17 protein-coding genes are annotated in these 24,531 nt (G+C 36.7%); 10 read left to right on the top strand and 7 right to left on the bottom strand.

What is annotated here, in order from left to right; all coding sequences use genetic code 11:
- The first annotated feature begins 250 nt into the window (after nt 1-250).
- The 5 genes from QSV08_RS11510 (at nt 251) to QSV08_RS11490 (ending at nt 7,740) form a co-directional block, all read left to right on the top strand.
- The gene (locus QSV08_RS11510; RefSeq protein WP_324023451.1) at nt 251-2,494 is read left to right on the top strand and encodes an ATP-binding protein; all 2,244 of its coding nucleotides are present in this window, start codon (nt 251-253) and stop codon (nt 2,492-2,494) included.
- A gap of 59 nt (nt 2,495-2,553) precedes the next feature.
- Entirely contained in the window at nt 2,554-3,102 is a 549-nt protein-coding gene (locus QSV08_RS11505) for a GNAT family N-acetyltransferase (protein ID WP_324023450.1), read from the top strand.
- A 24-nt stretch (nt 3,103-3,126) separates the two neighbouring features.
- Entirely contained in the window at nt 3,127-4,413 is a 1,287-nt protein-coding gene (locus QSV08_RS11500) for an APC family permease (RefSeq protein WP_324023449.1), read from the top strand.
- An 80-nt stretch (nt 4,414-4,493) separates the two neighbouring features.
- Nucleotides 4,494-4,802 (top strand): hypothetical protein, encoded by a 309-nt coding sequence (locus tag QSV08_RS11495; protein WP_324023448.1) that lies wholly within the window; start codon nt 4,494-4,496, stop codon nt 4,800-4,802.
- A gap of 310 nt (nt 4,803-5,112) precedes the next feature.
- On the top strand, nt 5,113-7,740 hold the full coding sequence (locus QSV08_RS11490; protein ID WP_324023447.1) for an MGH1-like glycoside hydrolase domain-containing protein: 2,628 nt from the start codon (nt 5,113-5,115) through the stop codon (nt 7,738-7,740).
- 62 nt (nt 7,741-7,802) lie between these two features.
- Here QSV08_RS11490 and QSV08_RS11485 read toward each other — a convergent pair whose 3' ends face one another.
- Together QSV08_RS11485 and QSV08_RS11480 are read right to left on the bottom strand one after the other, a co-directional pair.
- Nucleotides 7,803-10,625 carry a hypothetical protein gene (locus tag QSV08_RS11485; RefSeq protein WP_324023446.1) on the bottom strand — a complete coding sequence of 941 codons (2,823 nt, stop codon included), beginning with the start codon at nt 10,623-10,625 and terminating at the stop codon, nt 7,803-7,805.
- A gap of 28 nt (nt 10,626-10,653) precedes the next feature.
- The gene (locus tag QSV08_RS11480) at nt 10,654-11,559 is read right to left on the bottom strand and encodes a serine hydrolase (protein WP_324023445.1); all 906 of its coding nucleotides are present in this window, start codon (nt 11,557-11,559) and stop codon (nt 10,654-10,656) included.
- A 266-nt stretch (nt 11,560-11,825) separates the two neighbouring features.
- Between QSV08_RS11480 and QSV08_RS11475 the strand changes: the two genes are divergently transcribed.
- From QSV08_RS11475 to nhaD, 4 genes are read left to right on the top strand one after another with little or no spacing between them, the layout of a single operon-like run.
- The gene (locus QSV08_RS11475; protein ID WP_324023444.1) at nt 11,826-12,887 is read left to right on the top strand and encodes a pyridoxal-phosphate dependent enzyme; all 1,062 of its coding nucleotides are present in this window, start codon (nt 11,826-11,828) and stop codon (nt 12,885-12,887) included.
- Between the two features lie 8 nt (nt 12,888-12,895).
- Nucleotides 12,896-13,969, top strand: a complete 1,074-nt coding sequence (locus QSV08_RS11470; protein WP_324023443.1) for a DUF1611 domain-containing protein — start codon at nt 12,896-12,898, stop codon at nt 13,967-13,969.
- Nucleotides 13,966-15,033, top strand: a complete 1,068-nt coding sequence (locus QSV08_RS11465; RefSeq protein WP_324023441.1) for a mandelate racemase/muconate lactonizing enzyme family protein — start codon at nt 13,966-13,968, stop codon at nt 15,031-15,033. The genes QSV08_RS11470 and QSV08_RS11465 overlap by 4 nt, the downstream gene beginning before the upstream one ends.
- A gap of 9 nt (nt 15,034-15,042) precedes the next feature.
- Nucleotides 15,043-16,347, top strand: a complete 1,305-nt coding sequence (nhaD, locus tag QSV08_RS11460; RefSeq protein WP_324023440.1) for a sodium:proton antiporter NhaD — start codon at nt 15,043-15,045, stop codon at nt 16,345-16,347.
- 8 nt (nt 16,348-16,355) lie between these two features.
- Here nhaD and QSV08_RS11455 read toward each other — a convergent pair whose 3' ends face one another.
- The 5 genes from QSV08_RS11455 to QSV08_RS11435 are packed head-to-tail and all read right to left on the bottom strand — an operon-like array spanning nt 16,356 to nt 21,354.
- Entirely contained in the window at nt 16,356-18,983 is a 2,628-nt protein-coding gene (locus QSV08_RS11455; protein WP_324023438.1) for an MGH1-like glycoside hydrolase domain-containing protein, read from the bottom strand.
- Between the two features lie 21 nt (nt 18,984-19,004).
- The gene (locus QSV08_RS11450; protein WP_324023436.1) at nt 19,005-19,307 is read right to left on the bottom strand and encodes an antibiotic biosynthesis monooxygenase; all 303 of its coding nucleotides are present in this window, start codon (nt 19,305-19,307) and stop codon (nt 19,005-19,007) included.
- A gap of 18 nt (nt 19,308-19,325) precedes the next feature.
- Nucleotides 19,326-20,135 carry an amidohydrolase family protein gene (locus QSV08_RS11445; protein WP_324023434.1) on the bottom strand — a complete coding sequence of 270 codons (810 nt, stop codon included), beginning with the start codon at nt 20,133-20,135 and terminating at the stop codon, nt 19,326-19,328.
- Nucleotides 20,136-20,181: 46 nt separating this feature from the next.
- On the bottom strand, nt 20,182-20,658 hold the full coding sequence (locus QSV08_RS11440; RefSeq protein ID WP_324023432.1) for an SRPBCC family protein: 477 nt from the start codon (nt 20,656-20,658) through the stop codon (nt 20,182-20,184).
- A 12-nt stretch (nt 20,659-20,670) separates the two neighbouring features.
- Nucleotides 20,671-21,354, bottom strand: coding sequence for a cell division ATP-binding protein FtsE (locus QSV08_RS11435; RefSeq protein ID WP_303597894.1), 684 nt, complete (start codon nt 21,352-21,354; stop codon nt 20,671-20,673).
- Between the two features lie 155 nt (nt 21,355-21,509).
- Here QSV08_RS11435 and QSV08_RS11430 point away from each other — a divergent pair, with 155 nt between their 5' ends.
- Nucleotides 21,510-24,527, top strand: coding sequence for a tetratricopeptide repeat protein (locus tag QSV08_RS11430; protein ID WP_324023429.1), 3,018 nt, complete (start codon nt 21,510-21,512; stop codon nt 24,525-24,527).
- Nucleotides 24,528-24,531: the final 4 nt, after the last annotated feature.

The following is a 24,531-nucleotide window of genomic DNA, read 5'->3' as shown; positions in this document are numbered from 1 at the left end:
CAAAACTAAATACTCGTGCTATACTATGTTACCGAATACTAGTCGACTCTAAGAGAAATTTTTAGGTGTTCGTATTAGGTATTACAGTATGTTATTTTTAGTTCAAGAAATTCATTTTTCATATTAATTTAAAAATTTGAATCTGATCATACTAAAATGAGGTATATTCATTTATTGAAATTTTAATAATTGGTAATACCCCCCTTTTAACCTGTTACTAAAAATGAAAAGCCTGTTTTCTAGTAAGATTATGATGAAGTTAAAGTCGCTTATCGGTTCGGCAAAGACCTATATTATCTTATTGGTTTTGGCAATTGCCTTGTTACTGTATACCGTTAGTGTAGGTTATAAGCAGGTGAACAGACTTCATAAAACAGGAGACCTAGTTTCTCACACCCTAGAGGTACAGCGTACCATTGTAGAGCTTTCTTCTAAATTCTTAGAGGTAGAGGCCATTCAGCTTAAAAAACTTATTGAAGTTGAAGAAAGTAACCTCTCTGCCATTGTGGTGACAGAAATGGGTCAGTCGTTAGATAGGCTCAATACACTTACGGTAGACAACGATGCCCAACAAGAGCGCGTTAAGGCATTACAACTATTACATGATAGAATTAAGACTGAAATAGACACTACAACCATTGTTGATGCTACCAATGCGCCAGATAGTTTAGAAGTAAAAGATAGTATTGTTATTAATTTCGCCAGTTTACGTTATAAACGTAATCAGCGAATTTCGAAAATTGTTGCGGAGTCTCAGGTTATAAAAGATAGAATGCTCGCAGAAGAGAACTATTTAATGGTTGCTCGTAAAGAAGAATACACCTCGCAATCGTTTTTAACGCCCATGTCATCTTTATTGGTTGCGCTAACGGCTTTGGGTATTTTTTTAATTGGTTTTATCAGTATCTATAAACAGAAAGGCGAAATTAATGAGGTAAATAGTCAGGTTTTTGTTCAGAACAAGAAATTACAAGAAACAGAAGAGTTTTTAAAAGGTGTCTATAAAAGCTCTAACAATGTCATTAGCCATTTTGAACCCATTTTTGACAAAGAGAAGAATATCGCCGATTTTCAATTTAGGTATACCTCTAATGCCATAGAAAAAGTAACAGGATCAGAACAAGATGATATAATTGGTAATTCTTTGTTAGAAATGTACCCAATGGTTTTGGAGAATGGTCTTTTTGAAATAATGAAAGAATGCTATGTTAGTGGCGATACCCAAGAGCATGAAAGTGTGTATACTTTTGAAGGTGAGAATAAATACATTTTTAACACGATTGTAAAATCTGCAAACGGAATTACCAATACCGCCTGGGATACCACAAAAATTAAAAAGGCTGAAGAAGAGCTTCAAAAACTGAACGAAGACTTAAGCCTTCAGAATACCATTTTTAAAGAAGCTGAAAATGTAGCTGGTGTCGGTAGTTTTATTTGGTATTTAGATGATGGTACCGCAACGGTTTCTGACAATTTTTATAGAATTCTTGGCGTCGAGCCTAATAGTTTTGAGGTAACTTTTAGTTCTTATAAAGAATTTGTACATCCAGAAGATGTTGCCATATTTGAGTCGATAGGTGCTAACGTTGAAGAGAAAGGAGCTTCTACCGTTTTTGCATACCGTGTAATTACCAAAACAAAAGGAGTAAAACATTTAGATTTAAAGGGCAAATATGTTGAAATAGATAACAGACCGGTTTCAGTCGGTATTGTTCAAGATATTACCAGCCGTGTAGAAAAAGATAGAGCACTTATCGATAGTTATGAGAAATTGAAGATTAGTAATGAAGAGCTAGAATCTTTTAATAGAGTGGCAAGTCACGATTTGCAAGAGCCTTTGCGTAAAATACAAATGTTTATTTCTCGAATAGAAGACGATGGTGAACAGAGTATGCCTGCCAGTATTCAAAATTATTTTGGAAAGATTAAAGATGGTACGTTTAGAATGCGAGAATTAATACAGAATTTACTTTCGTATTCAAGAATAGATAAGGTTAATTCAAAATTCGAAAATATTTCTCTAGATGAAATTATAAGTAAAATTGAAGATGAACTTTCGCAGCTCATTAAAGAAACCGATACCTCTATTTCTTATGAAAATCTACCAAATATCCAGGGTATACCTTTTAAAATAGAACAACTGTGTACGAATCTTATTAGTAATTCTATTAAGTATGGCAAAAGTGATGTAGCCCCCAAAATAATTATCAGCTCTAAAAAGGTGCGTAACTCAGAAATTGTAGAGAACTTTAGTAAGACTACAGAATACTATTACAAAATTTCATTTGTAGATAATGGCATCGGCTTTGAACCCGAGTTTGCTAGTAATATTTTTGAGGTGTTTCAAAGGTTACATTCAAAAACCGAATATTCAGGTACAGGTATCGGACTCTCCATTTGTAAAAAGATAGTTGAAAAACATAATGGTTATATTCATGCCATTGGTAAAAAAGATGAAGGTTCTACTTTTGTCATTTATTTACCTATTAACTAAAATCTTCCTCACTTATATTTGAGGATACATTTGTAGTTTCAATACTTATAACATCAGCCATGAACAAACTCGAAATACAAACAGATCGATTAACATTAAGGTTAATTGAGATGGCAGATGTAGAAGTTATTCATCGCTTACATTCCTTACCCGAAACAGACGAGTTTAATACTCTTGGTATACCTGAAAACTTACAAGAAACTCATGAGGTGATAACCCCTTGGTTCGAAGCTAATAACGCTACAGAAATCAGAAATCACACCTTTGCTATTCAGCATAAAACGAATGGTGAATTTATTGGTTTATTCGGATTAAGATTGGGTCCCAAAAAATATAACAGAGCTGAGGTCTGGTATAAATTACATCTCGATTATTGGAATAAAGGCTATGCAACAGAATCTTTAAAAGCGGTTTTAAACTACGGATTTGATGTGCTTCAGCTACATCGAATAGAAGCAGGCTGTGCAGTAGCTAATATAGGTTCGGCAAAGGTGATGGAAAAAGTAGGAATGAAACAAGAAGGTCGAAAGCGGAAGATTCTCCCCTTACAATCCGGATGGTCAGATAGTTTTGAGTACGCCATTCTAGATACTGATGTGCGCAATTAATAATATGATTTAAAGAACAGGGAAATGGATAAGAAAATCGGACTCAAAGATGCTATCTCTATAGGTATTGGCGGTATGGTCGGTGGCGGTATTTTTGCTGTTCTTGGGCTTGCCGTTGCCTTGGCTAAAGGTGCAACACCGGTAGCATTTCTTTGGGCGGGTATAATTGCATTGCTAACTGCATATTCGTATGCTAAACTTTCAAAGAAATATCCAGAGAATGGTGGTACAGTAAAGTTCGTGCATCAACACTTTGGAAACGGAATTTTCGCTGGCGGTATCAATAATCTGTTGTGGATTAGTTACATTGTTATGCTAGCACTCTACGCATCGGCGTTTGGATCTTATGCGACCGAATTACTTTCGGTTTCAGGTTCAAAAGAAATCGATACGCGTATATTTCAAACATCCATATTACTAATTGCACTGCTCATCAACTATTTAAGTGTTAAGCTGGTTAGTGAGATTGAGTCTATGGCAGTGATCATAAAACTATGTATTCTGGTTGCATTTATTGGTGTAGGTTTCTATGGGTTGTCTGCTCATCCAGAAAATTTACAACAATTATCACCCGAAAATTGGGAGAGCCCTATGCTCATACTTTCTGGTGGTATGGTCATTTTTGTTGCATATGAAGGTTTTGAATTAATTGCAAATTCCGTAGCAGATTTAAAAGATAGAGAGAAGAATACTGCCAAGGCTTATTTTGGTGCTGTTGGCTTTGTGATCATATTGTATATTCTAATTGCTATTGTAACCGTTGGTGCCTTGCCATTTGATCAAATAGCAGATGCCCAAGATTATGTGTTGGCAAAAGCTGCAGAGCCAACTTTAGGGCAAATTGGTTTTACCGTAATGACCGTTACGGCTTTGATTTCTACTTTTTCAGCAATTAATGCTACCGTATTGGGTAGTGGCAGGGTTAATTATGACATCGCAGAAGACGACGAGTTGCCGAAGTATTTTTGCCATATGTTTTGGGGTAAACCTGTAGGGTTTTTAATAACGGCATTGCTGTCAATTGCATTGGTAAATCTGTTTAATCTGAAAAGTATATCAACAGCTGGTAGTGCAGGCTTTTTGTTGATTTTTTGTATCGTTAATTATATTGGTTACAAAAGGCACAAAGAACTAGAATCTAGAAGTTATGTTCATTTACTGGCGAGTGTACTCTGTTTATTGGCTTTTTCGACATTAATTATTCAGCAGTTTTCTGAGAATAAAATAGGGGTATTAACCGCATTGGGTATTATTGTTTTTTGTTTTATTCTTGAAACTGTATACAAAGTAACAAAGCCGAAAGTGGTGTAATTGGTTCGCTTTTTTTAAGGCATTACGTAATATTAATTTCAAAGAAGAAGACCTTGCAAGCACAGAGTGATGCACAAAAAATGACAAATCGTAAATTTGCAGGTGTAGGTGTTTTTATCAGTGTATTTGTATTGTTGATTATGTATTTCACATATTCTAATATCGGTTTTCCAGATGGTCACCTCACAGAATTTGATGTCTTTTGTAAAGAGCTGCTATTTCCTATTTTTATAGCTGTTAACATCCTATATCTAATAGTATTTATGAGCTTGTACTTTGTCAAGAAAAAAGCAATGCACCGTCTTATTTTTTATGTGCTTACGTTAATAATAATTGCAGTTATGTATTATTATTTTTCAATAAATTTAGAGAACGGACAAGGTGGATAGCGCATTTATAAAATAGTTTTAAGCTATGTATTTCTAACAATCTGTTATAAATTTTTTCGAAATAGAATTATTTAAGTTTATGATGTTAACAGTTTAACAGTATTAAATTTAACAAGTTAACAATGTAATTGGTTGAATAGTTGCGATTAAGTAATACTATTCACTTGTTGAATGCGTTAATCAATCTTATACTATAACAAATAGTATTTTTAACGATTCGTCCGTCGTAGGACATTAAATTTGTCAAACCTTTAAATTGCCTTTGTGCAGTTGTGGTTGAAGGAAGAATTTTATAATTGAAAAAGACTTTATGGTCCATAAGAATGCTGAGGAAGAAAGATTAGCCGTTGAGGATAATTATAAAAACTGGAAAAGATGGGGTCCTTATTTGGCAGAGCGCCAATGGGGTACAGTAAGGGAAGATTATAGTCCAGAAGGGCATGCATGGAGTTTTGTCGGTCATGACAAAGCACGTAGTAATGCCTATAGATGGGGGGAAGAAGGTATTGGCGGATTCTGTGATTCTAGAGAAATTCTATGTCTAGCACCTGCTTTTTGGAACGGTAAAGATTCCATATTAAAAGAACGTCTTTTTGGTTTAACCAATGATGAAGGTAACCATGGCGAAGATGTAAAAGAGCTTTATTTTCATCAAGTGTCAACGCCTACGCATTCGTACGCCAAATATTTATACAAGTATCCGCACAAGAAGTTTCCTTATGCAGAGCTGGTAAGAAAGAATAAAAGTAGAAATCGCGAGCAATCTGAATTCGAAATTTTAGATACCAAAGCATTTGATAATAATACGTATTTCGACTGTTTTATAGAATATGCCAAAGAAGATGTTGGTGATATTTTAATGAAAGTAACGGTTATTAATAGAGGTCCGAGAGCTGCGAATATTCATGTGCTTCCGCATTTATGGTTTCGTAATTTCTGGAAACATAATAATAGGTTCGAACGTCCTGAGATGAAATCAACCTCAGATAATTCGGTACAATCTCGTAGTACTAGAAATGGTCGTTATTATTTTTATCATGAGAATGGAGATCAGCTTTTTTGTGAAAACGAAACAAACAACCAACGTATTTACGGTGTACCTAATGAGGTAGATTATGTTAAAGATGGTATTAACGACCATGTGGTAGATGGGCAAGCTACTGTGAATCCTGATAAAAAAGGATCCAAATTTGCGGTGTGGCATAAACTCCGCTTAAAATCTGGAGAAGAAAAAACAATAAAGGTTCGTCTTAGCAAAAAAAAACTCGCTGACCCTTGGGGTAATTACGATGCCATTTTTGAAAAGAGAATTCAAGAGTGTGAAGAATTTTATGGAAATATTTTAAAAAAGGAGCTTCCAGCTCAGCAACGAGAGATTGCTAAAAAAGCATTCTCAGGTTTACTTTGGACGAAGCAGTTCTATTACTACGATGTATATAAATGGTTGTTTGGCGGTCCAGGAGAATCGAAACCTCATAGAAATGATTCTAGAAATGCACAATGGGAGCATTTGACCAATAGGCACGTAATTTCAATGCCAGACAAGTGGGAATACCCATGGTATGCCGCTTGGGATCTTGCTTTTCACATGGCTTCTTTCGTTGAGATAGATCCTTATTTTGCTAAAGAGCAATTGCTGTTGGTGCTAAAGGAAAGTTACATGCACCCCAACGGACAAATACCGGCATACGAATGGAATTTTAGTGATGTAAACCCACCTGTGCATTCATGGGCAGTGTGGACGGTTTATGAGAAAGATAAAAAGCGTACCGGTAAAGGCGATACCGACTTTTTAGAAAAAGCGTATCAGAAATTATTGGTCAACTTTACCTGGTGGGTGAACCAAAAAGATAAAAGCGGAACCAACCTTTTTGAAGGCGGATTCTTAGGCTTGGATAATATCGGAGTATTTGATCGTAACCACATGCCAGAGGGAATTACGCGTATGCAACAAGCAGATGCTACCAGTTGGATGGCGATGTTTACCTTGAACATGCTACGTATGTCATTAGAAATGGCAACTATTAACCCAAACTACGAAGATAGTGTGGCTAAATTCTTTAGACACTTTTTGAATATCGCTTGGGCAATGCACCATATCGGACAAAAAGATATTTCGCTTTGGGATGATGAGGATAACTTCTATTACGATGTGGTAGAAATGTCGAACGGAAATACAGACCGATTAAAAGTAAGATCATTGGTGGGTATTATACCCATGTTTGCGGTTGAGATTATTCACAAGGATTTGTTTGATGAACTAAAGAATTTTAAGACTCGAGCTGCAGAAATTGTACGTACAAGACCAGATCTAGCTTCTTTAATTTCTAATATCGAAGAATTTAATTCAGATGGTAATTACCTATTTTCCATTATGCGTGGCTTTCGATTAGAGAAACTGTTGGTACGTTTACTTGATGAGAAAGAGTTTTTGTCTGATTACGGAATTCGCTCACTTTCTAAATATCATGAAGAGCATCCGTACGTATTTAAGCATAATGGGGATCACCAAATTTCGTATGAATCTGGCGAGAGTCGTTCAAATATGTTCGGTGGTAATTCTAACTGGCGTGGTCCAATTTGGTTGCCTTTAAATTATATGATCGTACAATCGCTTCGTAAATACTACTCGTATTATGGCAAAGAATATGTATATGAATTTCCTACAGGGTCTGGTAAAAAAATGAATCTGAACGAAATTGCAAATGAGATTTCTAAACGATTAATTAAGTTGTTCGAACCTAATGAAGATGGTAAGTTCGTGTACCACTCAGAAGATGCCAATAAAGTATTTACAAAAAATGAGCACTTTAAGAAGGAACATTTCTTTTATGAGTTTTTTGATGGCGATTCTGGTAAAGGTTTAGGAGCGTCTCATCAAACTGGTTGGACTGCCTTGGTTGCAAACCTGGTGATGGAGCTAGACGAGAATAGTTAAAATCAAACTTTTATATAATCTAAGAAAGCGAGGTATGAAAATACCTCGCTTTTTGTTTTTAGTTACAACACTATAGATGTGATAGCCTCATGTGCTTCTAATGCAAAACTCCTAATTTTTGGGTCTTCATCATTAAGAAGGCTTTCGACAATACTTAAATAGCGCGGTTCTTTTTGTTGCGTAATTAGGTATAGCACTGCTAGCTTAATCTTTAGGTCATTCCCTTGTAATAGCAGTTTAAAGCATTCTAGTTCTGTCGGTATTTTGTGTTTAATTTTTTGAAGTTCTTCTTCCGATGAAATATCTAATGCAGATTCTTCAATAATCGGTAAGAGTTTACGCTTTAATTCTCCCGTTAAAAGATTGTCTAAGAATTCGATGGCATTGTGTTGCGCTTCCTGTTTCTGACTTATTAAGCCCTCATACGCAATGGCAACATCATTTTGCTGATAGCGTAAACCTAATAGTTTGAAAATACGCTCTAATCCAGAATCTAAACGACGTTCTAATAATTCTAAAAGGCTAGTTCTAGCATCTCGTTCGGCATCGCCAATTTCTTTCTTCGATTTGTTTCTATTTCGGTACGATACAATAATCTGGGTATGCATTGACGATAAGGTCTGATGATGCAGTTTACATTCATCAAAAATTACCGAGACCACTTTGTAACGATTAAATTTTAACTGCGGATGCGTAGCTCGTATGGCACTCAAAGCACGAATAGTTTCTAAACGAACAGTAAGGTCATTATCGGTTAAAATGGCTAATAAATGATGCACAGCTTCTTTTGAATGAAAAGATTGCATGGCTGCAGGTATAAACCGAAGTACAGGTAATGGTTGTAGACGATTTTGAATAGTACTACGTAGCAACGGTAGAATCTGCTGACCATAGATTTTAAAAGCTTCCATTACAGTTGGTCTATAATTCTTCTGTGCTAAAAACGGAATTATTTGTTGCACCATGCTAGGGTCCGTGGCAGTGCCGATAGCCTTAATCGTTGTTAGTACTACTTCTTCATTATCATGATTTAGAAAGGCAATAAGCTTGGTGTTGAAAATGGGCATATTCGCCACACCTAGTATTTCAATTACGGCTTCTACGTATGATAAATCCTTCTCATTCGTTTCAATATTTTTAAGCGCTACTGAAATGCGATCTAATAGCGAGTAGCGTTGTTTTAAAGAATAGTTGTTTTTTGCTGCTCTAGCCAAGCAGTATAATGCTGCCATGGCAATTCGTTCATTTGAATGTTCTAAATAGGTATCGAACACGAACGATTTGTCTTTGTGTGCAAAACTCAATACATAAGCTAATGTCGCAATAGTTAATTCTCGATCATCAATTTTTAATAGTTCAGAAACCTCGGCAGTCATACTTTTAGAATTTAAAAAGTACAAATTCTGAATGGCCGATAATTTTACTTTATTGCTCGGGTGATCTAACAATAGCTCTACGTCTTCTGCAAAACGTTTGTCATTGATTTCCATCAATTTATCAAGCATAAAAAGTATTTGCTCTTCGGTACCGTTTTTAAATACCGTGCGCATGCCAGTTATTATAGATACTTTTGAGTGGGAGATTTTTTTAGCTTTCTTACCACTATCGGTCAATACCTCTAAGTTTGTTCTAAAGGTCTTGTAATACTCTATTCTTACTTTGTAAATGAAGTAGAGCCAAAGACACACTAATACGATAATTAGCACGCCAATATAGAATGACGGTAGGTCTAGACCACGCACTACGAATATTAAAAGGCATCCGGCAACACCTGTGGCCAAACTATCTACAACGACGTCAATAAACGATTTTGTCCTATTTTTCAGGTCAAACGGCAGCGGTAAGGTCAGTAATTCTGAAGCACTTTTGTGTATAGATTGTTTTAGTATTCCATCCATCGCCTTTATAACGACTACCGCAGAAAGTTCAGGTAACATCAAAAACAAAATGCTTCCGCCGAAAATACCAATGGGTAATAAAAGCAATGAAAATCCAACGCCCCAAATACCCACAATTCTATGCGTAAAAAATAGCTGTATCACCAGCGATAATAAATTGAAGGTGGAAAACCAAAATGCAAAAAAAGCGGTAAGCTCATCGGCATCGGTTATGGCAGATGAGGCAAAATCACTAAATAAATAATCTACTAATTTGGCAACGACCACGCTCACCGCGACGATGCTCGCTATATAGGTAAGGTGCTTAGATTTTAAGATCAGTTTTAATGGTGGTTCGGAAATGTTGGTAGCCGACTTGTGTTTTTTGACGCTACCGTTTTTATGAACTCTAATATTCCAAATTCTTCTTAATAGCGGAATGCAAAAGAATAGCAATAGGGCAGCAACGAACATTAAGTTTTCATTACCGATTAGTGGGGCAAGAATAGAAGTAAGGTATCCGCCAAAAATTCCACCAATGATCGCACCAGACCCAATAAAACCGAACAAGCGTTTTGCTTCTCTGATATTGAAGACCAAGTTTGCCAACACCCAAAATTGAGAAGCAGATAGTACCGCATAAATTGCTACCCATATATAAAAGAAATAGAGCAACACGCCACTGACCACATCTAACGAGAGCAGTATGCCCAAGCCTATTAAAATGACAATAGAACTAATAATGGTAACCTCAATTACCTTTTTAAGCGGGAATTTTGAAACAGCTTTTGAATAGAAATAAGAGGTAGCTACAGCAGTTATAGCAACTAACAAAAAAGCAAAAGGCAATTGTTCAATGCCTAATTCTGATAGAAAAAGGGCGTTGACCGTAGGCTTGATAATAAGCAGAACGGCGATGACAAAAAAAATGTAGGCGAGCATCCAAAGAGAAACTTTGAACTCGCCTTCACGTACATCGAATATTTTTTTAATGAGTCTTTCTACCATCAAGAAATGGAAATGTGTATTCCAAGACCTAAAGTACAGGCTTTTTTAGCACCTTTTCAATTGGTTTCACTAAATCTCTTATAATTTGTTCGCCATTGGCATCATCGATCAAGGCAACTAGAATGTATCTTCTATTACTATCTTTTCCCCAAACCAAGATGGAGTCGGAATGGTAAGTGCGCCAAGAACCCGATTTTCTAAACAATCTGGCATTCGGTGCAATCTTATCTAAGGTATTTACAAATTTATGGTGCAGCTCTGGATCTTCAAGAATATCTAGCATCTGCTTCGATCGTTTTTGGTTCACGAGCTTACCATTCGCCAATAAATAGTAATACCTACATACTTGCGTTACCGATGCAGCGTGACTTAGATTTTTAAGTGGCTCGCGATTGGTGTCACCACCACCGCCGTAACGCTTACCAACCCAGAGTCCGCCACCTTTTTGCTCGTCGTAAAAAGCATATTTAGGATCGGTCATAACCGATTCAAGCTTTTCATAACCTACGCGATCTATCATTCTAGTAGCAGCAGAATTATCAGATTTACTGATCATTAGGCGCATATCTTTTTTAACCTCTGCGGTTTCTTTTAATTCACCTTTCTCAATAGCATCCATAGCAGCGAGAAGAATAGCTATTTTAGGTAAACTAGCAGCATACATCATATGGTTCCCGTTTACACGTGCAAAACGTACATTTTCTGGATCGCTTAAATCAACCAAACCTACTGACATCTTCTTTTGTGCAATAAGATCGTTCCATTCTGGGTGCGATGCCAATTCATCTCTAAGGTTCGTTTGCAAAGAACTATCAAGTAATTTTTGCAAGGGTTTGATCTTCGAATTATCTATTTGTAGCGGTAGCTCGTTTTGTGCATTTGTGACTATGCAAAATAGGAAAGAAAAAAGAAAAACGATTCGGGTAGCTTTCATTGATTTATGTGTATTTTAAAATGTAGTCAAAATTAGGTAATGCACTGATTTGTTAAATGTTAATTTTTGTATTTCTATAAAATTTTAAAACTGCCGTAAAATCACTGTGTAGCCCCATATACTTTAAAATGCTGTGTTAAAATTCTAAATAATTTCAGATAATATAGTACCTATGCGTCCCTTTTTTTAAAGAGCAAATGGGTTAAAAATTTATATTGACATTCAATTAAATAACTGTATCTTAAAAATGGAATATATGCAAACTTATGAATCTTAAAGATGGCGTTAAAACAGCTGAGAATAAAGTGTCTATAGAGGCACGTAAACTTAGCGATATGGTTAAAGATACAAGCAAATCTTTAGTAGACCGTTTAGAGTGCTTTGAAGATATTATAAGTTTAGAAGTTGGTGATACGGGTTTACATAGAGCCAAAACCTTAGAGCGTGAGTTCAATGTTCGTCAACTATATCTTAAATATGAAGGTGACAACCCTACCGGAACGCAAAAAGATCGTATTGCTTTTGCACAATTATACGATGCGCTGCGTCGTGAGTTTACTGTGGTAAGCTTGGCTACTTGTGGTAATTATGGTGTGGCGATGGCGCTGGCATCTGATCTAGCGGGTATTGCCTGTAAAATTTACATTCCAGAAAGTTACCATACCGATCGTGTGGTTGAAATGGAAACCTTGGGGGCAGAGATTATTCGTATACCTGGTAGTTACGAAGATGTTGTTACGGAGAGTTCGAAATTGGCGGCAGAAAATGGGTGGTACGATGCCAACCCTGGTGGTGCCAACACTCCGCTACAAATATCTGCCTATGCGCAAATTGCACAAGAGATTTTTGAAGATTTAGGTGATGCACCAAAATATTGTGCGGTACCTGTTTCTAATGGAACCTTGTTTGCAGGAATTTATAGGGGCTTCGTAAATCTGTATAAAAGAGGAAAGACTTCTCGTATACCTAAAATGATTGCGGCATCATCATCGCATAAGAACCCGATTGTGGAGTCGTTTTTACAAAATTTAGATCATTGCAAAGATTTGAATCCCGCGGCAATTAAAGAAACAAAATACAACGAACCATTAATTAACTGGCATAGTTTCGATGGGGAAGAGGCATTGTATGCATTGAAAGAATCTGAGGGGGAAGCTTTTAATATCAGCGATAAAAAACTGAAAGAGATGACTTCTCTTTTATATAAGAAAGAAGGATTTCGAATTCTACCTGCATCGACAGCGGGTTTGATCGGACTCTTAGAATTAGACGAAAAAATGAATTTTGAGCCTGACCGTTTTGTGGCAGTGCTCACTGCAAAAAATTAAATAAATAGATGAAAAAAGTTATAGACGGTAAGGCACTAGTATATTGTGAGGGAGCATTTAATACTCCGAATGGTAAAACAGCACATGGTTTGGTTCGCTTTACCGAGCGTTATGAAGTTGTGGGTGTATTAGATGAAAAATATGCAGGCAGAGATGCCGGCGATGTTTTAGATGGTAGACCGAACGGAATACCTGTTTTTAAAGATTTAGAAGCTGCTATTGTTGCACTTACGGCGAGTAATAATTTGCCAAGTTATTTGGTTATCGGTCTTGCACCAGATGGTGGTAGATTGCCAGAAGTTGCCAAAGCGACCATTAAAGCTGCTTTGCAACATGGGTGGAACGTAGATAGTGGTTTACATGATTTCTTAACTAATGACCCTGAGCTTGTGGCATTGGCAAAAGAGAAAAACGTAAAAATTAGAGATATTAGAAAAACGCCCGATCGTAATCAATTACACTTTTTTACGGGTGATATTGAAAAAGTAGACTGCTTAAAATTAGCGGTATTAGGAACGGATTCTGCCTTAGGGAAACGTACTACCGCTTGGATATTGGTTCACGCATTTCGTACTGCGGGTAAAAAGGCAGAAATGATAGGAACCGGACAAACAGGATGGATGCAAGGTGCTAAATATAGTATGGTGATGGATAGCTGTATTAACGATTTCGTTTCAGGTGAAATCGAACATGCGGTAGTCAGTGCCTATAAAAATGAAGACCCAGATGTCATTGTTATTGAAGGGCAGGGGAGTTTAATGAACCCTGCATACCCTGGCGGATTTGAGATTTTGGCTGCCGGTAGACCAGATTATGTAATTCTGCAACACGCGCCAAAAAGATTGGAGTATGACGGATTCCCAGGTTATAAGATGCACTCGTTGGCAGAGCAGATAAATGCCATTCAAGTCATTTCTGGTAAAGAAGTAATCGCCATTACCGTGAACCATGAGGATATGAAAAAAGAGGAAATTCTTGATGTTTGTAAGGCAATCACCTTAGAAACAAAATTACCCGCTTTTGATGTTTTAGAGTATGGTGCAGAAGATTTAATTGCACTTTTAATGACAAAATTAAAATGAAAATAACCCATATTTCTTTTGAGCGTTTAGACCTTAAATTGTCTGATCCTTATACTATTGCTTATGAAACAATCGACCGTACCAGTAATTTTATTTTAAAGGTTGAAACTGATACCAAAATTGTGGGTTATGGTTGCGCAGCACCTGACCCTGTGGTTACAAATGAATCGCCAAGTGATGTTACCGATGCTATTAAAAATATCATTATTCCGTATTTGTTGGGTAGAGATCCTTTTACGTATGCATTGTTATTATTAGAACTGAAAGAGTTATTGGGTAAAAGGTCTTCAGCACTAGCAATGGTAGATTTGGCTTTGTTCGATATCATGTCAAAAAAGGCTGAGGTGCCTTTGTATAAATTTTTAGGTGGCTATCGTACTAGCATTGCTACCAGTATTACTATCGGTATTATGGGTGTAGATGAAACTTTGTTGAAAGCGACCGAATTTGTAAACCAAGGCTTCACTATTTTGAAAATAAAAGGTGGTGCTAATCTTGAAGAGGATATCGCCAAAATGAGAATGATTCATGAAAAGTACCCAAATATCGAATTGCGTTTCGATGGTAACCAAGGGTATTCTGTGAAAGAATCTGTAGATTTTGTTAAGGCTACAGCAGCAATCGGAATCGAGATTTTTGAACAACCTACAAAAGTAGAAGCAGAAGAGCGATTGGGCGAAGTAACCGATCAAGTAAGTATACCTGTAATGGCAGATGAGAGTTTAAAAACATTGACCGATGCATTTCGTTTGGCGCAGAACGAGCGTGTAGATATGGTGAATATTAAGCTGCAGAAAGTAGGTGGTATTTGGGTAGGTATGCATATCAACTCCGTTGCCAAAGCTGCTAAATTAGACGCTATGGTTGGTTGTATAGACGAATGTGGATTGGGTATTGCTGCCGGGTTACATTTTGCCCTGTCTAGACCAAACATTGTGTATGCTGATCTTGATGGACATTTAGATATTATAGATGACCCATATCATTCTATTTTTAAATTAGAAAGGGGAATTTTATATCCGACTGAAGAATACGGTTTAGGTTTTTCTGAAGCTAACTTTTAATTATTTGCCATGTATTTAACACTGCTCGCGATTTTTGTGGTTGGATATTTTTTTATTGCATTAGAACACACGGTTAAAATTGATAAGGCAGCTACGGCTTTATTAACGGGTACTTTGTGTTGGGTTATTTATATTTTGGGACGAGATGTGTTCATCGCCGAAATGCCAGGTGATGAATCTATTCATTTTGTAACTGAAAGTCTACGAGAGAATTTAGGTGAAATATCAGAGATTTTATTTTTCTTGTTAGGTGCAATGACTATTGTTGAAATTATTGATGCCCATGAAGGGTTTTCTGTAATTACCGATAAAATTACCACCACCAATCGCGTAAAGTTATTATGGATTTTATGTCTACTAACCTTCTTTTTATCTGCAGCTTTAGATAACCTAACTACGGCAATTGTAATGTCAGCATTACTTCGTAAGCTGATACATGAGAAAAAGGATTTATGGATGTTTGCCGGTCTCTTAATTATAGCGGCGAACGCAGGTGGGGCGTGGTCACCTATTGGTGATGTTACGACTATTATGCTTTGGATCGGTGGGCAAGTAACTGCTATGCATATTATTAAAGAAATATTCTTGCCGAGTTTGGTATGTTTGTTAGTGCCGTTAACAATTATTTCATTTCGATTTAAAGGTGATATCGCTAAATCTATGGAAATTAATGATGTAGATTCTCATGGATTTGAAGTGAGTAATTTTGATAAAAATCTTGTATTTTCTATAGGTATTGGCGCTTTGTTATTTGTACCTATATTCAAAACTATTACTCACCTTCCACCATTTATGGGAGTATTATTAGGATTGAGTGTAGTATGGATAACTACCGAAATATTACATAGAAACAAGACAATAGAAGAAAAGAAAACTCTAGCAATTTCTAATGTGTTGAGAAGAATTGATACCCCAAGTATTCTATTCTTTTTAGGGATATTAGTAGCTGTTGGGGCGTTACAATCTGCCGGACATTTAGCCGATATGTCTCGTTTATTAGATGATAATTTCGAGAGTATATATGCGGTTAACTCCATCATAGGCGTACTATCTTCTATTGTAGACAACGTGCCGTTGGTTGCGGGCACCATGGGTATGTATAGTTTAGATACCTACCCGCCTGATTCTGATTTCTGGGAATTACTTGCCTTTTGCGCAGGTACAGGCGGTAGTATTCTTATCATTGGATCAGCAGCAGGTGTTGCCATTATGGGTATCCTGAAAATTGATTTTATGTGGTATTTAAAGAATATATCGTTGTTAGCGATTGTTGGTTACATTGCCGGTATCTTAACTTTTATGTTGGTGAATTAATACTAGTTTTAATCTTCTAATTGCTCAATAAGGTTGGCCACTAAAGCTGTCCAACCTGTTTGGTGCGATGCTCCCAAACCACGACCGTTTTCTCCGTGAAAATACTCGTAGAATAAAATCAAATCTTTGAAATTAGGGTCTTGGTAGTATTTCTCGTAGTTCTTATTGATGGCTCGGTTTCCGGCTTCATCTTTCTCGAACATCTTAATAAGTCGTTTGCTCAATTCATCACTAACCTGTTTTAGATTCAGTAGTTTTGAGCTTCCTGTTGGGTATTCAAAAAGAAAATCATTACCATCATACCATTGGTACTCACGCAATGCTTGAATGAATAAATAGTTCATTGGCATCCAAATTGGTCCACGCCAGTTAGAGTTACCACCAAAGAGCGATACTGTAGATTCTGCAGGTTCGTAGTCAATGGAGTAATCTATACCATCGATATGAATTTGATAAGCATCTTCATGTATTTTAGACAACGATCTAATACCATAATCACTCAAGAATTCTTTCTCATCTAAAAGTGCAGTAACCAGTTTTTGCATTCGATCTTTCGGAACCAATGACAATAGTAAATCGCCATCTGCTTCATATTGCTGAATAACCTCGTATTTTAAATTCTCTGCACGGTATTTTTTAAACCAAAGAACACTTGCTTTAAATTTCGGGAATTTGTCTAACACACTTTTCTTAATGGTAAGTACAGCTGCCAATGACAACATACCGGCAATAGATCGTACTTTTATAGTGGTCGATTGTCCGTCCGGTAATGTCAATCGGTCATAGAAGAATCCTTCGGCATCATCCCACGTGTTAGCTTTATCTGTATCCATTTTGTTCAATGCTTCGGCTATGAATACAAAATGACCGAAATACTTGGTTGCCATATCTTCATACGAATCGTCATGTTCTGCGATACGCAAACTAATTTCTAACATATTTAGACTGTACATAGCCATCCAAGCAGTACCATCTACTTGGTCTAAAGAACCACCACCGGGTACACCATGGCTACGATCAAATACTCCGATATTATCCAAACCTAAGAATCCGCCTTGAAAAACATTGTTGTCATTTCTATCTAAACGGTTCACCCACCAGTTGAAGTTCAAGTTGAGTTTATTGAACATTCGTTTTAAGAACTTGATGTCTGGTACGCCGGTTATAGATTTATCGGTACCGTAAATTTGCAAAGTTGCCCATGCCTGAACTGGCGGATTCACATCACTAAAATTCCATTCGTAAGCTGGTATTTGTCCGTTAGGCGACATGTACCATTCTTTCGTGAACAATAGCAACTGGTCTTTCGCAAACTCTGGATCAATAGAGGCGAACGATGCACAATGAAAAGCAGAATCCCACGCAGCATACCACGGGTATTCCCAGGCATCTGGCATAGAAAGTATATCGTGATTACGCAATGTTTTCCAATGGCTGTTACGACCTTCTAATCTTTCTTTTGGTGGCGGAGTAGTTTTGTAATCACCATCTAGCCATTTTTCAACTTCGTAGTTATAGTACTGCTTCGTCCAAAGTAAACCTGCAAATGCTTGTTTTAAAATAGCCTTTCTATCCTCGGTTGCTTTAGGGGCTATTTCATCATAGAATTGAGCACACTCTTTTTGTCTCTTTTTGAATATGGAATCAAAGTCTGAAAAAGGTGCGTCAAGGGTTTCTTCTGTTAAACGAAGTTGGAATGTTTTTGATTCACCACCATCTAAAATGACTTGATATAACGGAGCAAATTTGGTGCCCGAATTATTTTTTGTCGCTAACTCAAAATCATTATTACAGACTGCGGTATTGAACAAGTCTTTCTTAAACGGATGGTCATTTTCTTCTTTGTAAATTGTCTCTTTGTTGGTTTCATTCTCCGTGAAGAATAAATGCGCTGCCTTTTGAAAATAGAGGTTGTACTTACCTACATAAGGGTGGTCTATGTGTACAAATGGGTTAGCTTTTGTTCCTTTTTGCGTAATAATGGGTTTTTTAGAAACCTCTTTAAATGACCAATGATTACGCATCACCATTTGCGGTAATAGCGTAATAGGTGCAGGTTTCGAGTTTCTATTTGTAATGGTAATTTGAATAAGAATATCAGTTTCATCACCTTTTGCATATTCTGTACTAACATCAAAATAGGTATTGTCATCGAAAATACCGGTATCTAATAACTCGAATTCTAGCTCTTTCCGATTCCGTTTTTGATTTTCGTCAATTAATTGATTGTACGGGTATTCTTTCTGAGAATACTTGTACAAATACTTCATGTACGAGTGCGACGGCGTATTCTCTAAATAGTAATACAGCTCTTTTACATCTTCACCGTGATTACCCTGCGGACCTGTTAACCCGAAAAGACGTTCTTTTAAAATAGGATCTTTACCGTTCCATAAACCGATACTAAAACACATATTGCAATAGCGGTCGCTTATACCTGCAATACCATCTTCACCCCAACGAAAAGCACGACTTCTCGCATGATCATGTGGCAGATAGTTCCAAGCATCGCCACCGGCACTATAATCTTCACGAACCGTACCCCATTGGCGTTCACTTAAATAGGGTCCCCATTTTAACCAGTCTTTTTCTTCTGTATGTTGTTGGTCTAAACGTTTTTTTTCAGGGTTTTTCATAAGGCAATGTAATGTGTTTAATTAATCTGCAAAGATTTCAAAGTGATTTACTTTTTCGGGGAAATCGATAAGGTAGTTTTTGTCTTCTGGATAGTATTTTGCTATTTCATAATCTTCTCCAGCAAAATTTTTAATGACTTCTAAATTCTCCCAAATGGTAATGAGTTTAAAATAGGCGAATTGTTGGTCCGTATTTTTTAAGAATAGAAGCTTAACGAAACCAGAGGTATTACTATAGTCTGGTAAGGCACGAACCTTCATAAATTCTTCATACTCTTTAAGGTGTTCTATTTTTGTTTTTCCTTCCCAGATTCGTGCTATCATTCTACTAATATCTTCATTTCAAAGTTTACTCACATCAATTTTAAAAAGTTCTGCTGCATTTTTCCAGAGAATCAATTCTTTCTTTTCATCGGTAAGATCTAATTGCCCCATGAATTTTAAATACGATTTCATGTTGGATATAGGCCAATCAGTTCCATAAAGAAGATACCTTGGGTCGCCGGCATAAGTGATCATCTCTTCAATTTCCTTTTTCATGTAGCGTTCAAATTTATCAGAGAAGTCACCTAAAACCAACCCTGAAATATCTGCGTAAACGTTTTTGTTTTTGTAAACGACCTCCATGCAATCTTTAATCCACGGGTTACCTACATGGCAAATCACAATTTTTAAATCGGGATAATCAACCGCCAAATCATCAATATGAATAGGGTGGGAATATTTAATTTTTCCGGTAGGGGCATACGTGTCACCAGAGTGAAACATGACAGGCACATCATATTCGATTGCCATTTCATACATTAGTTTAAACCGAATATCATTCGGATAAAATGGCTCGTAACCAGGGTAGAATTTTAAGCCTTTAATGAATCCTTTTTCAAGGTAATTGCTAATTTCTATTACATCTCTGTGATTATAATGCAAATAGCTAATACCCGATACTACACCTAAATTGTTGTAACCTTTTACAGCTTCTACCACTTGTTTGGTACTCGGTCGGTGTTCATTGACTTTATAAGAGGTAAGCACCAAAGAATAATCGATATTATTCGCTGCCATATTCTCAGAAAGCTTATCTAAACTTTCGTTTAATGAAACCACTCTATCTTCATGATAGTTGTTGATGTGGGTATGTACGTCTATGATCATGTAATAAGAATTTTTGTTAATTTAAAACTAACGCTATGTATACTATTTACTCTTGAATTATTTGTTTCCACTTATCAGATTCAGCAAACTGTTTTATGGTAATGTTTCGTTTCACTAGCAAGTTTGTCATGTATTTTTTCAAGAATAAACTATCTGCAATTTTCCCTAAAAAGCCTAAGGGTGATTGGTAATCGAAATAGTCAAGCATCAATGTGCCATTTTGATGATTTTCAAAATGATGTTCGTGTTTAAAGCTTTTGAACGCACCTTTTACCATTTCATCAGAAAAGAAATTAGGGTACTCAAATTCTGTTATTTTGGTAGTTAGATTTTGATTAATGCCAAAATGTCTAGCGCGCCAAGTAACCCATTCGTTTAATCCAATTAGTCCGCTTGTAACTCCGGCTATAGCTTCTTCGTCGGTATGTTCTGTAGAAATTTTATGAAGATTGATACTTCGCGATAAGTCAAAGACAATTTCTTTCTTTGCATTTATCTCCGTCTTAAGTACAATCTTTGGCATATATTCAAGTGTCTAAACCGCTCTCTGCACTACTTCAAACACCTTATTGGCATCACATTTAATAGTTTTAGATGGGAATTTTAATATCAACGCATAATCATGGGTAGCCATTAATATGGTTCTACCAGATTTATTGATTTCTTGCAATACCTTCATGACCTCTACACTGGTTTGTGGATCAAGGTTTCCAGTTGGCTCATCTGCAATAATTAGTTCTGGATCATTTAATAATGCACGTGCAATGGCAATACGTTGTTGTTCTCCGCCTGAAAGTTCGTGCGGAAACTTAAATCCCTTAGTTTTCATGCCTACTTTTTCAAGTACGTTTGATACTTGGGTATCCATTTTAACCTTATCTGTCCAGCCTGTTGCCTTCAAAACAAAAGCCATATTTTGGTTGATATTTCGGTCTGGTAGTAGTTTAAAATCTTGAAAAACGATACCCAGTTTTCTACGTAAAAACGGAATATCTTTTTCTTTCAATGTTTTAAGGTCAAAGTCAACCACATGACCTTCACCTTTTTGCAAAGGTAAATCGCCATATAGCGTTTTCATGAAGCTACTTTTACCGCTACCGGTCTTACCAATAAGGTATACAAATTCTCCCTTGGCAATTTTTATAGTTACTTCACTCAACACCAAACTCTCCTTTTGAAAAATAGAGGCATCCTTAAGTTCTAAAACAATCTCTTCCATAACGCAAATGTTGTTATAAAAGTAATAAGTTCCATTTGATATTAGAGAACCCTTTTTTAAAATCTTTTATTTTGAGTGCGTATTACACATACTTAGGTACAATTTTTGCCGTTATCACATGTGATACTGGTAATTCAAAATAGGTACAGAACACTATGCTTAAAAAAATCACCGCTTTTATTCCATTGGTATTCGGATTGGTCGCTTTGACCAGTGCCCAAGAAACTAAGATTTATACCCACGAACAGAAAGCATTCCAAGACGCACTAGCGCTTTACAACAACGAACAATACCAAGCGGCACAGACCATTTTCGAGAAGGTCAAAGTGACTACAAAAGATGAGGAGACCGCTGCCAATAGTGCATACTACGCAGCCAATGCGGCAGTACGCTTAAACCAGATGGGTGCAGACCGATTGATGGAAGATTTCGTGGAGAAATACCCGACTTCTACCAAACGTAATTCTGCCTTTGCCGATGTGGCAGAGTACTACTTTCAAACAGGTAAATATCCGTATGCTTTGAAATGGTATGACAAGGTGGATCAGAACTCACTTTCTCGTGGCGAGATGGATAAGTTCAACTTCAATTACGGCTACTCTTTATTCTCATCTCGTAAAACAAAACAAGCTGAAAAGTATCTTGAAAAAGTTACAACTTCTGAAGTATACGGTTCTCAAGCAAAATATTACTTGGGTTATATTTCTTATCAAGAAGATGATTACGAAACTGCAAACCAGCGTTTTGATCAAATTACCGATCAAGATGTATTGGAGGAGAAGTTGAGCTATTATCAGGCTGACATGAATTTTAAGTTGGGTAAATTCGAAGAAGCGATTGCTTTGGCGAAAAAACAACTGACAAAAGCTGACAGACGAGAAGTATCTGAATTAAATAAGATTATAGGGGAGAGCTACTTTAATTTGAAGCAGTACGAAAATGCTATTCCGTATTTAACAGAGTACAACGGCAAAGGTGGTAAATGGAGCAATACCGATTACTATTACTTAGGTTATGCGTATTATAAAGGCGGAGATTATAGCAATGCCATCGCCCAATTCAATAAAATTATTGGCGGTACTAATAGCGTTGCACAGAATGCATATTACCACTTGGCAGAATGTTATTTGAAGTTGGATAAAAAGCAGGAAGCTTTAAATGCTTTCCGTAATGCATCTCAAATGGATTACAGTGCCGAGATTCAGAAAGATGCATTTTTGAATTATGCGCGCTTGAGTTATGAGGTGGGTAATGCCTATGAGCCGGTTCCGCAGGTAATCACAAATTATTTAAAAACCTACCCTAAAGATGAACACCAAGATGAGATGCAGACCTTGTTGGTAGATTCATATATTACTTCAAAAAACTTCGCAGGCGCAATGACTTTGCTAGAAGAGAATAAGAACTATGCTAGTAAAGCTGTCTATCAAAAAGTTGCTTATTACAGAGGTATCGAACTTTTTATGGAAGGCGATTATAATGCTGCAGCTGAAAACTTCAATAAATCTTTAAGCAATGCAGAAGATATGCTGTTTAAGGCAAGAGCGAATTATTGGAAGGCAGAATCTGATTACTTATCTAATCGTTTTGATGATGCGGTAAAAGGGTATACGTCGTTTAAGAATAATCCGTCCGCAAAGAATACAGAAATGTATGCCGATGTAGATTACAATTTAGCATATGGCTATTTTAAACAAAAAGACTATACCGATGCCATTACCTATTTCAATTCGTTTACATCAAACGGAAATACAGAAGTAGAGAAATTACATGATGGTTATTTGAGATTGGGTGACAGTTACTACGCTACCAGTAAATACTGGCCAGCCATTGAAACCTATAATAAAGCATTGGCTTTAACCGGACCAGAGAAAGATTATGCCTTTTACCAAAAAGCGATGAGCTATGGTTATGTGGATAGAGGTGATAGCAAAATTGAAAACTTAGAAGAATTTGTAAGCCAATACCCAAGGTCAAGTTTTAAGGATGACGCCTTATTTGAATTAGGAAACACGTACGTTTCTCAAGGTCAAGAAAATAAAGGTCTTGCTGCTTACGATCGATTGATCAGTGAATACAAAGGTAGTTCGTTAGTGCCACAGGCGTTAATGAGACAGGGACTTGTAAATTACAATGCGGCAAGAAACGAAGCTGCTTTGGCGAAGTTTAAAACGGTTGTTCGCGATTTTCCAAAAACACAAGAAGCAATACAAGCTGTAGCAACGGCAAAATTGGTCTATGTAGATATGGGTCGTGTAAATGAATATGCAGAGTGGGTTCGCACACTCGATTTTGTACAGGTTACCGATGCAGAATTGGACAATGCTACTTTTGACGCTGCTCAAAAACAGAATTTAGAAGGTAATGTTGATGCCGCTATTAAAGGCTATAAAAATTACATACAACAGTTCCCAACTGGTTTACATGCGGTTGACGCCAACTTTAGCTTAGCACAGTTGTACTTCGGAAAAGGAGAAAAAGAATCGGCTTTACCATATTACAAGTATGTTGCCGATAGAAGCACTAGCGAATATGCAGAACAGGCATTAACTCGTGTTTGTGAAGTCTATATTTCTAAAGATGATTATCAAATTGCATTGCCGTACTTGTTGAAATTAGAGAGTCAGGCGAACATTTCCCAGAACAGAACATTTGCTCGCTCTAACCTAATGAAGGGCTATTACGGACAAAAGAATTATCCGAAGACTATAGAATACGCCGATAAGGTATTAGCGACTTCAAATATTGATAATAGAATTAAGAGTGATGCGCATATTATGATTGCTAGATCTGCCATTGCAACTAATGACGAAGCAAAAGCAGAATCTGCCTATGCAGAGGTATTACAAATTGCATCGGGCGCAACGGCTGCAGAAGCATTGTATTATAACGCCTATTTTGAACACAAAGATGGATCTTACGAGAACTCTAATATTGCAGTTCAAAAATTAGCTAAAGATTATGCAGCGTATAAAGAATGGGGTGGTAAAGGTTTAGTGTTAATGGCTAAAAACTATTATGCGTTAAATGATGCCTACCAAGCAACATACATTCTAGAAAGTGTAATTACCAATTTTAGTCAATACCCAGAAATTGTAGCAGAGGCAAGAGCAGAGCTTGCAATCATTAAATCGAAAGAGGCGAAAAGTAACTCATCGGTTGATCCTAATTAAGAAA

The organism is Maribacter sp. BPC-D8 (assembly GCF_035207705.1).
Taxonomy (GTDB): domain Bacteria; phylum Bacteroidota; class Bacteroidia; order Flavobacteriales; family Flavobacteriaceae; genus Maribacter.
This window is presented reverse-complemented; position numbering and strand designations above follow the sequence as displayed.

Bases quoted from the DNA above. Each gene is read 5' to 3' on its own strand.
- QSV08_RS11470 (WP_324023443.1), top strand. From the start codon at position 12,896: ATGAAAAAAGTTATAGACGGTAAGGCACTAGTATATTGTGAGGGAGCA.
- QSV08_RS11430 (WP_324023429.1), top strand. From the start codon at position 21,510: ATGCTTAAAAAAATCACCGCTTTTATTCCATTGGTATTCGGATTGGTC.
- QSV08_RS11480 (WP_324023445.1), bottom strand. From the start codon at position 11,559: ATGAAAGCTACCCGAATCGTTTTTCTTTTTTCTTTCCTATTTTGCATA.
- QSV08_RS11485 (WP_324023446.1), bottom strand. From the start codon at position 10,625: ATGGTAGAAAGACTCATTAAAAAAATATTCGATGTACGTGAAGGCGAG.
- QSV08_RS11505 (WP_324023450.1), top strand. From the start codon at position 2,554: ATGAACAAACTCGAAATACAAACAGATCGATTAACATTAAGGTTAATT.
- QSV08_RS11455 (WP_324023438.1), bottom strand. From the start codon at position 18,983: ATGAAAAACCCTGAAAAAAAACGTTTAGACCAACAACATACAGAAGAA.
- QSV08_RS11495 (WP_324023448.1), top strand. From the start codon at position 4,494: ATGACAAATCGTAAATTTGCAGGTGTAGGTGTTTTTATCAGTGTATTT.
- QSV08_RS11440 (WP_324023432.1), bottom strand. From the start codon at position 20,658: ATGCCAAAGATTGTACTTAAGACGGAGATAAATGCAAAGAAAGAAATT.
- QSV08_RS11450 (WP_324023436.1), bottom strand. From the start codon at position 19,307: ATGATAGCACGAATCTGGGAAGGAAAAACAAAAATAGAACACCTTAAA.
- QSV08_RS11435 (WP_303597894.1), bottom strand. From the start codon at position 21,354: ATGGAAGAGATTGTTTTAGAACTTAAGGATGCCTCTATTTTTCAAAAG.
- nhaD (WP_324023440.1), top strand. From the start codon at position 15,043: ATGTATTTAACACTGCTCGCGATTTTTGTGGTTGGATATTTTTTTATT.
- QSV08_RS11445 (WP_324023434.1), bottom strand. From the start codon at position 20,135: ATGATCATAGACGTACATACCCACATCAACAACTATCATGAAGATAGA.
- QSV08_RS11465 (WP_324023441.1), top strand. From the start codon at position 13,966: ATGAAAATAACCCATATTTCTTTTGAGCGTTTAGACCTTAAATTGTCT.
- QSV08_RS11475 (WP_324023444.1), top strand. From the start codon at position 11,826: ATGAATCTTAAAGATGGCGTTAAAACAGCTGAGAATAAAGTGTCTATA.
- QSV08_RS11510 (WP_324023451.1), top strand. From the start codon at position 251: ATGATGAAGTTAAAGTCGCTTATCGGTTCGGCAAAGACCTATATTATC.
- QSV08_RS11500 (WP_324023449.1), top strand. From the start codon at position 3,127: ATGGATAAGAAAATCGGACTCAAAGATGCTATCTCTATAGGTATTGGC.
- QSV08_RS11490 (WP_324023447.1), top strand. From the start codon at position 5,113: ATGGTCCATAAGAATGCTGAGGAAGAAAGATTAGCCGTTGAGGATAAT.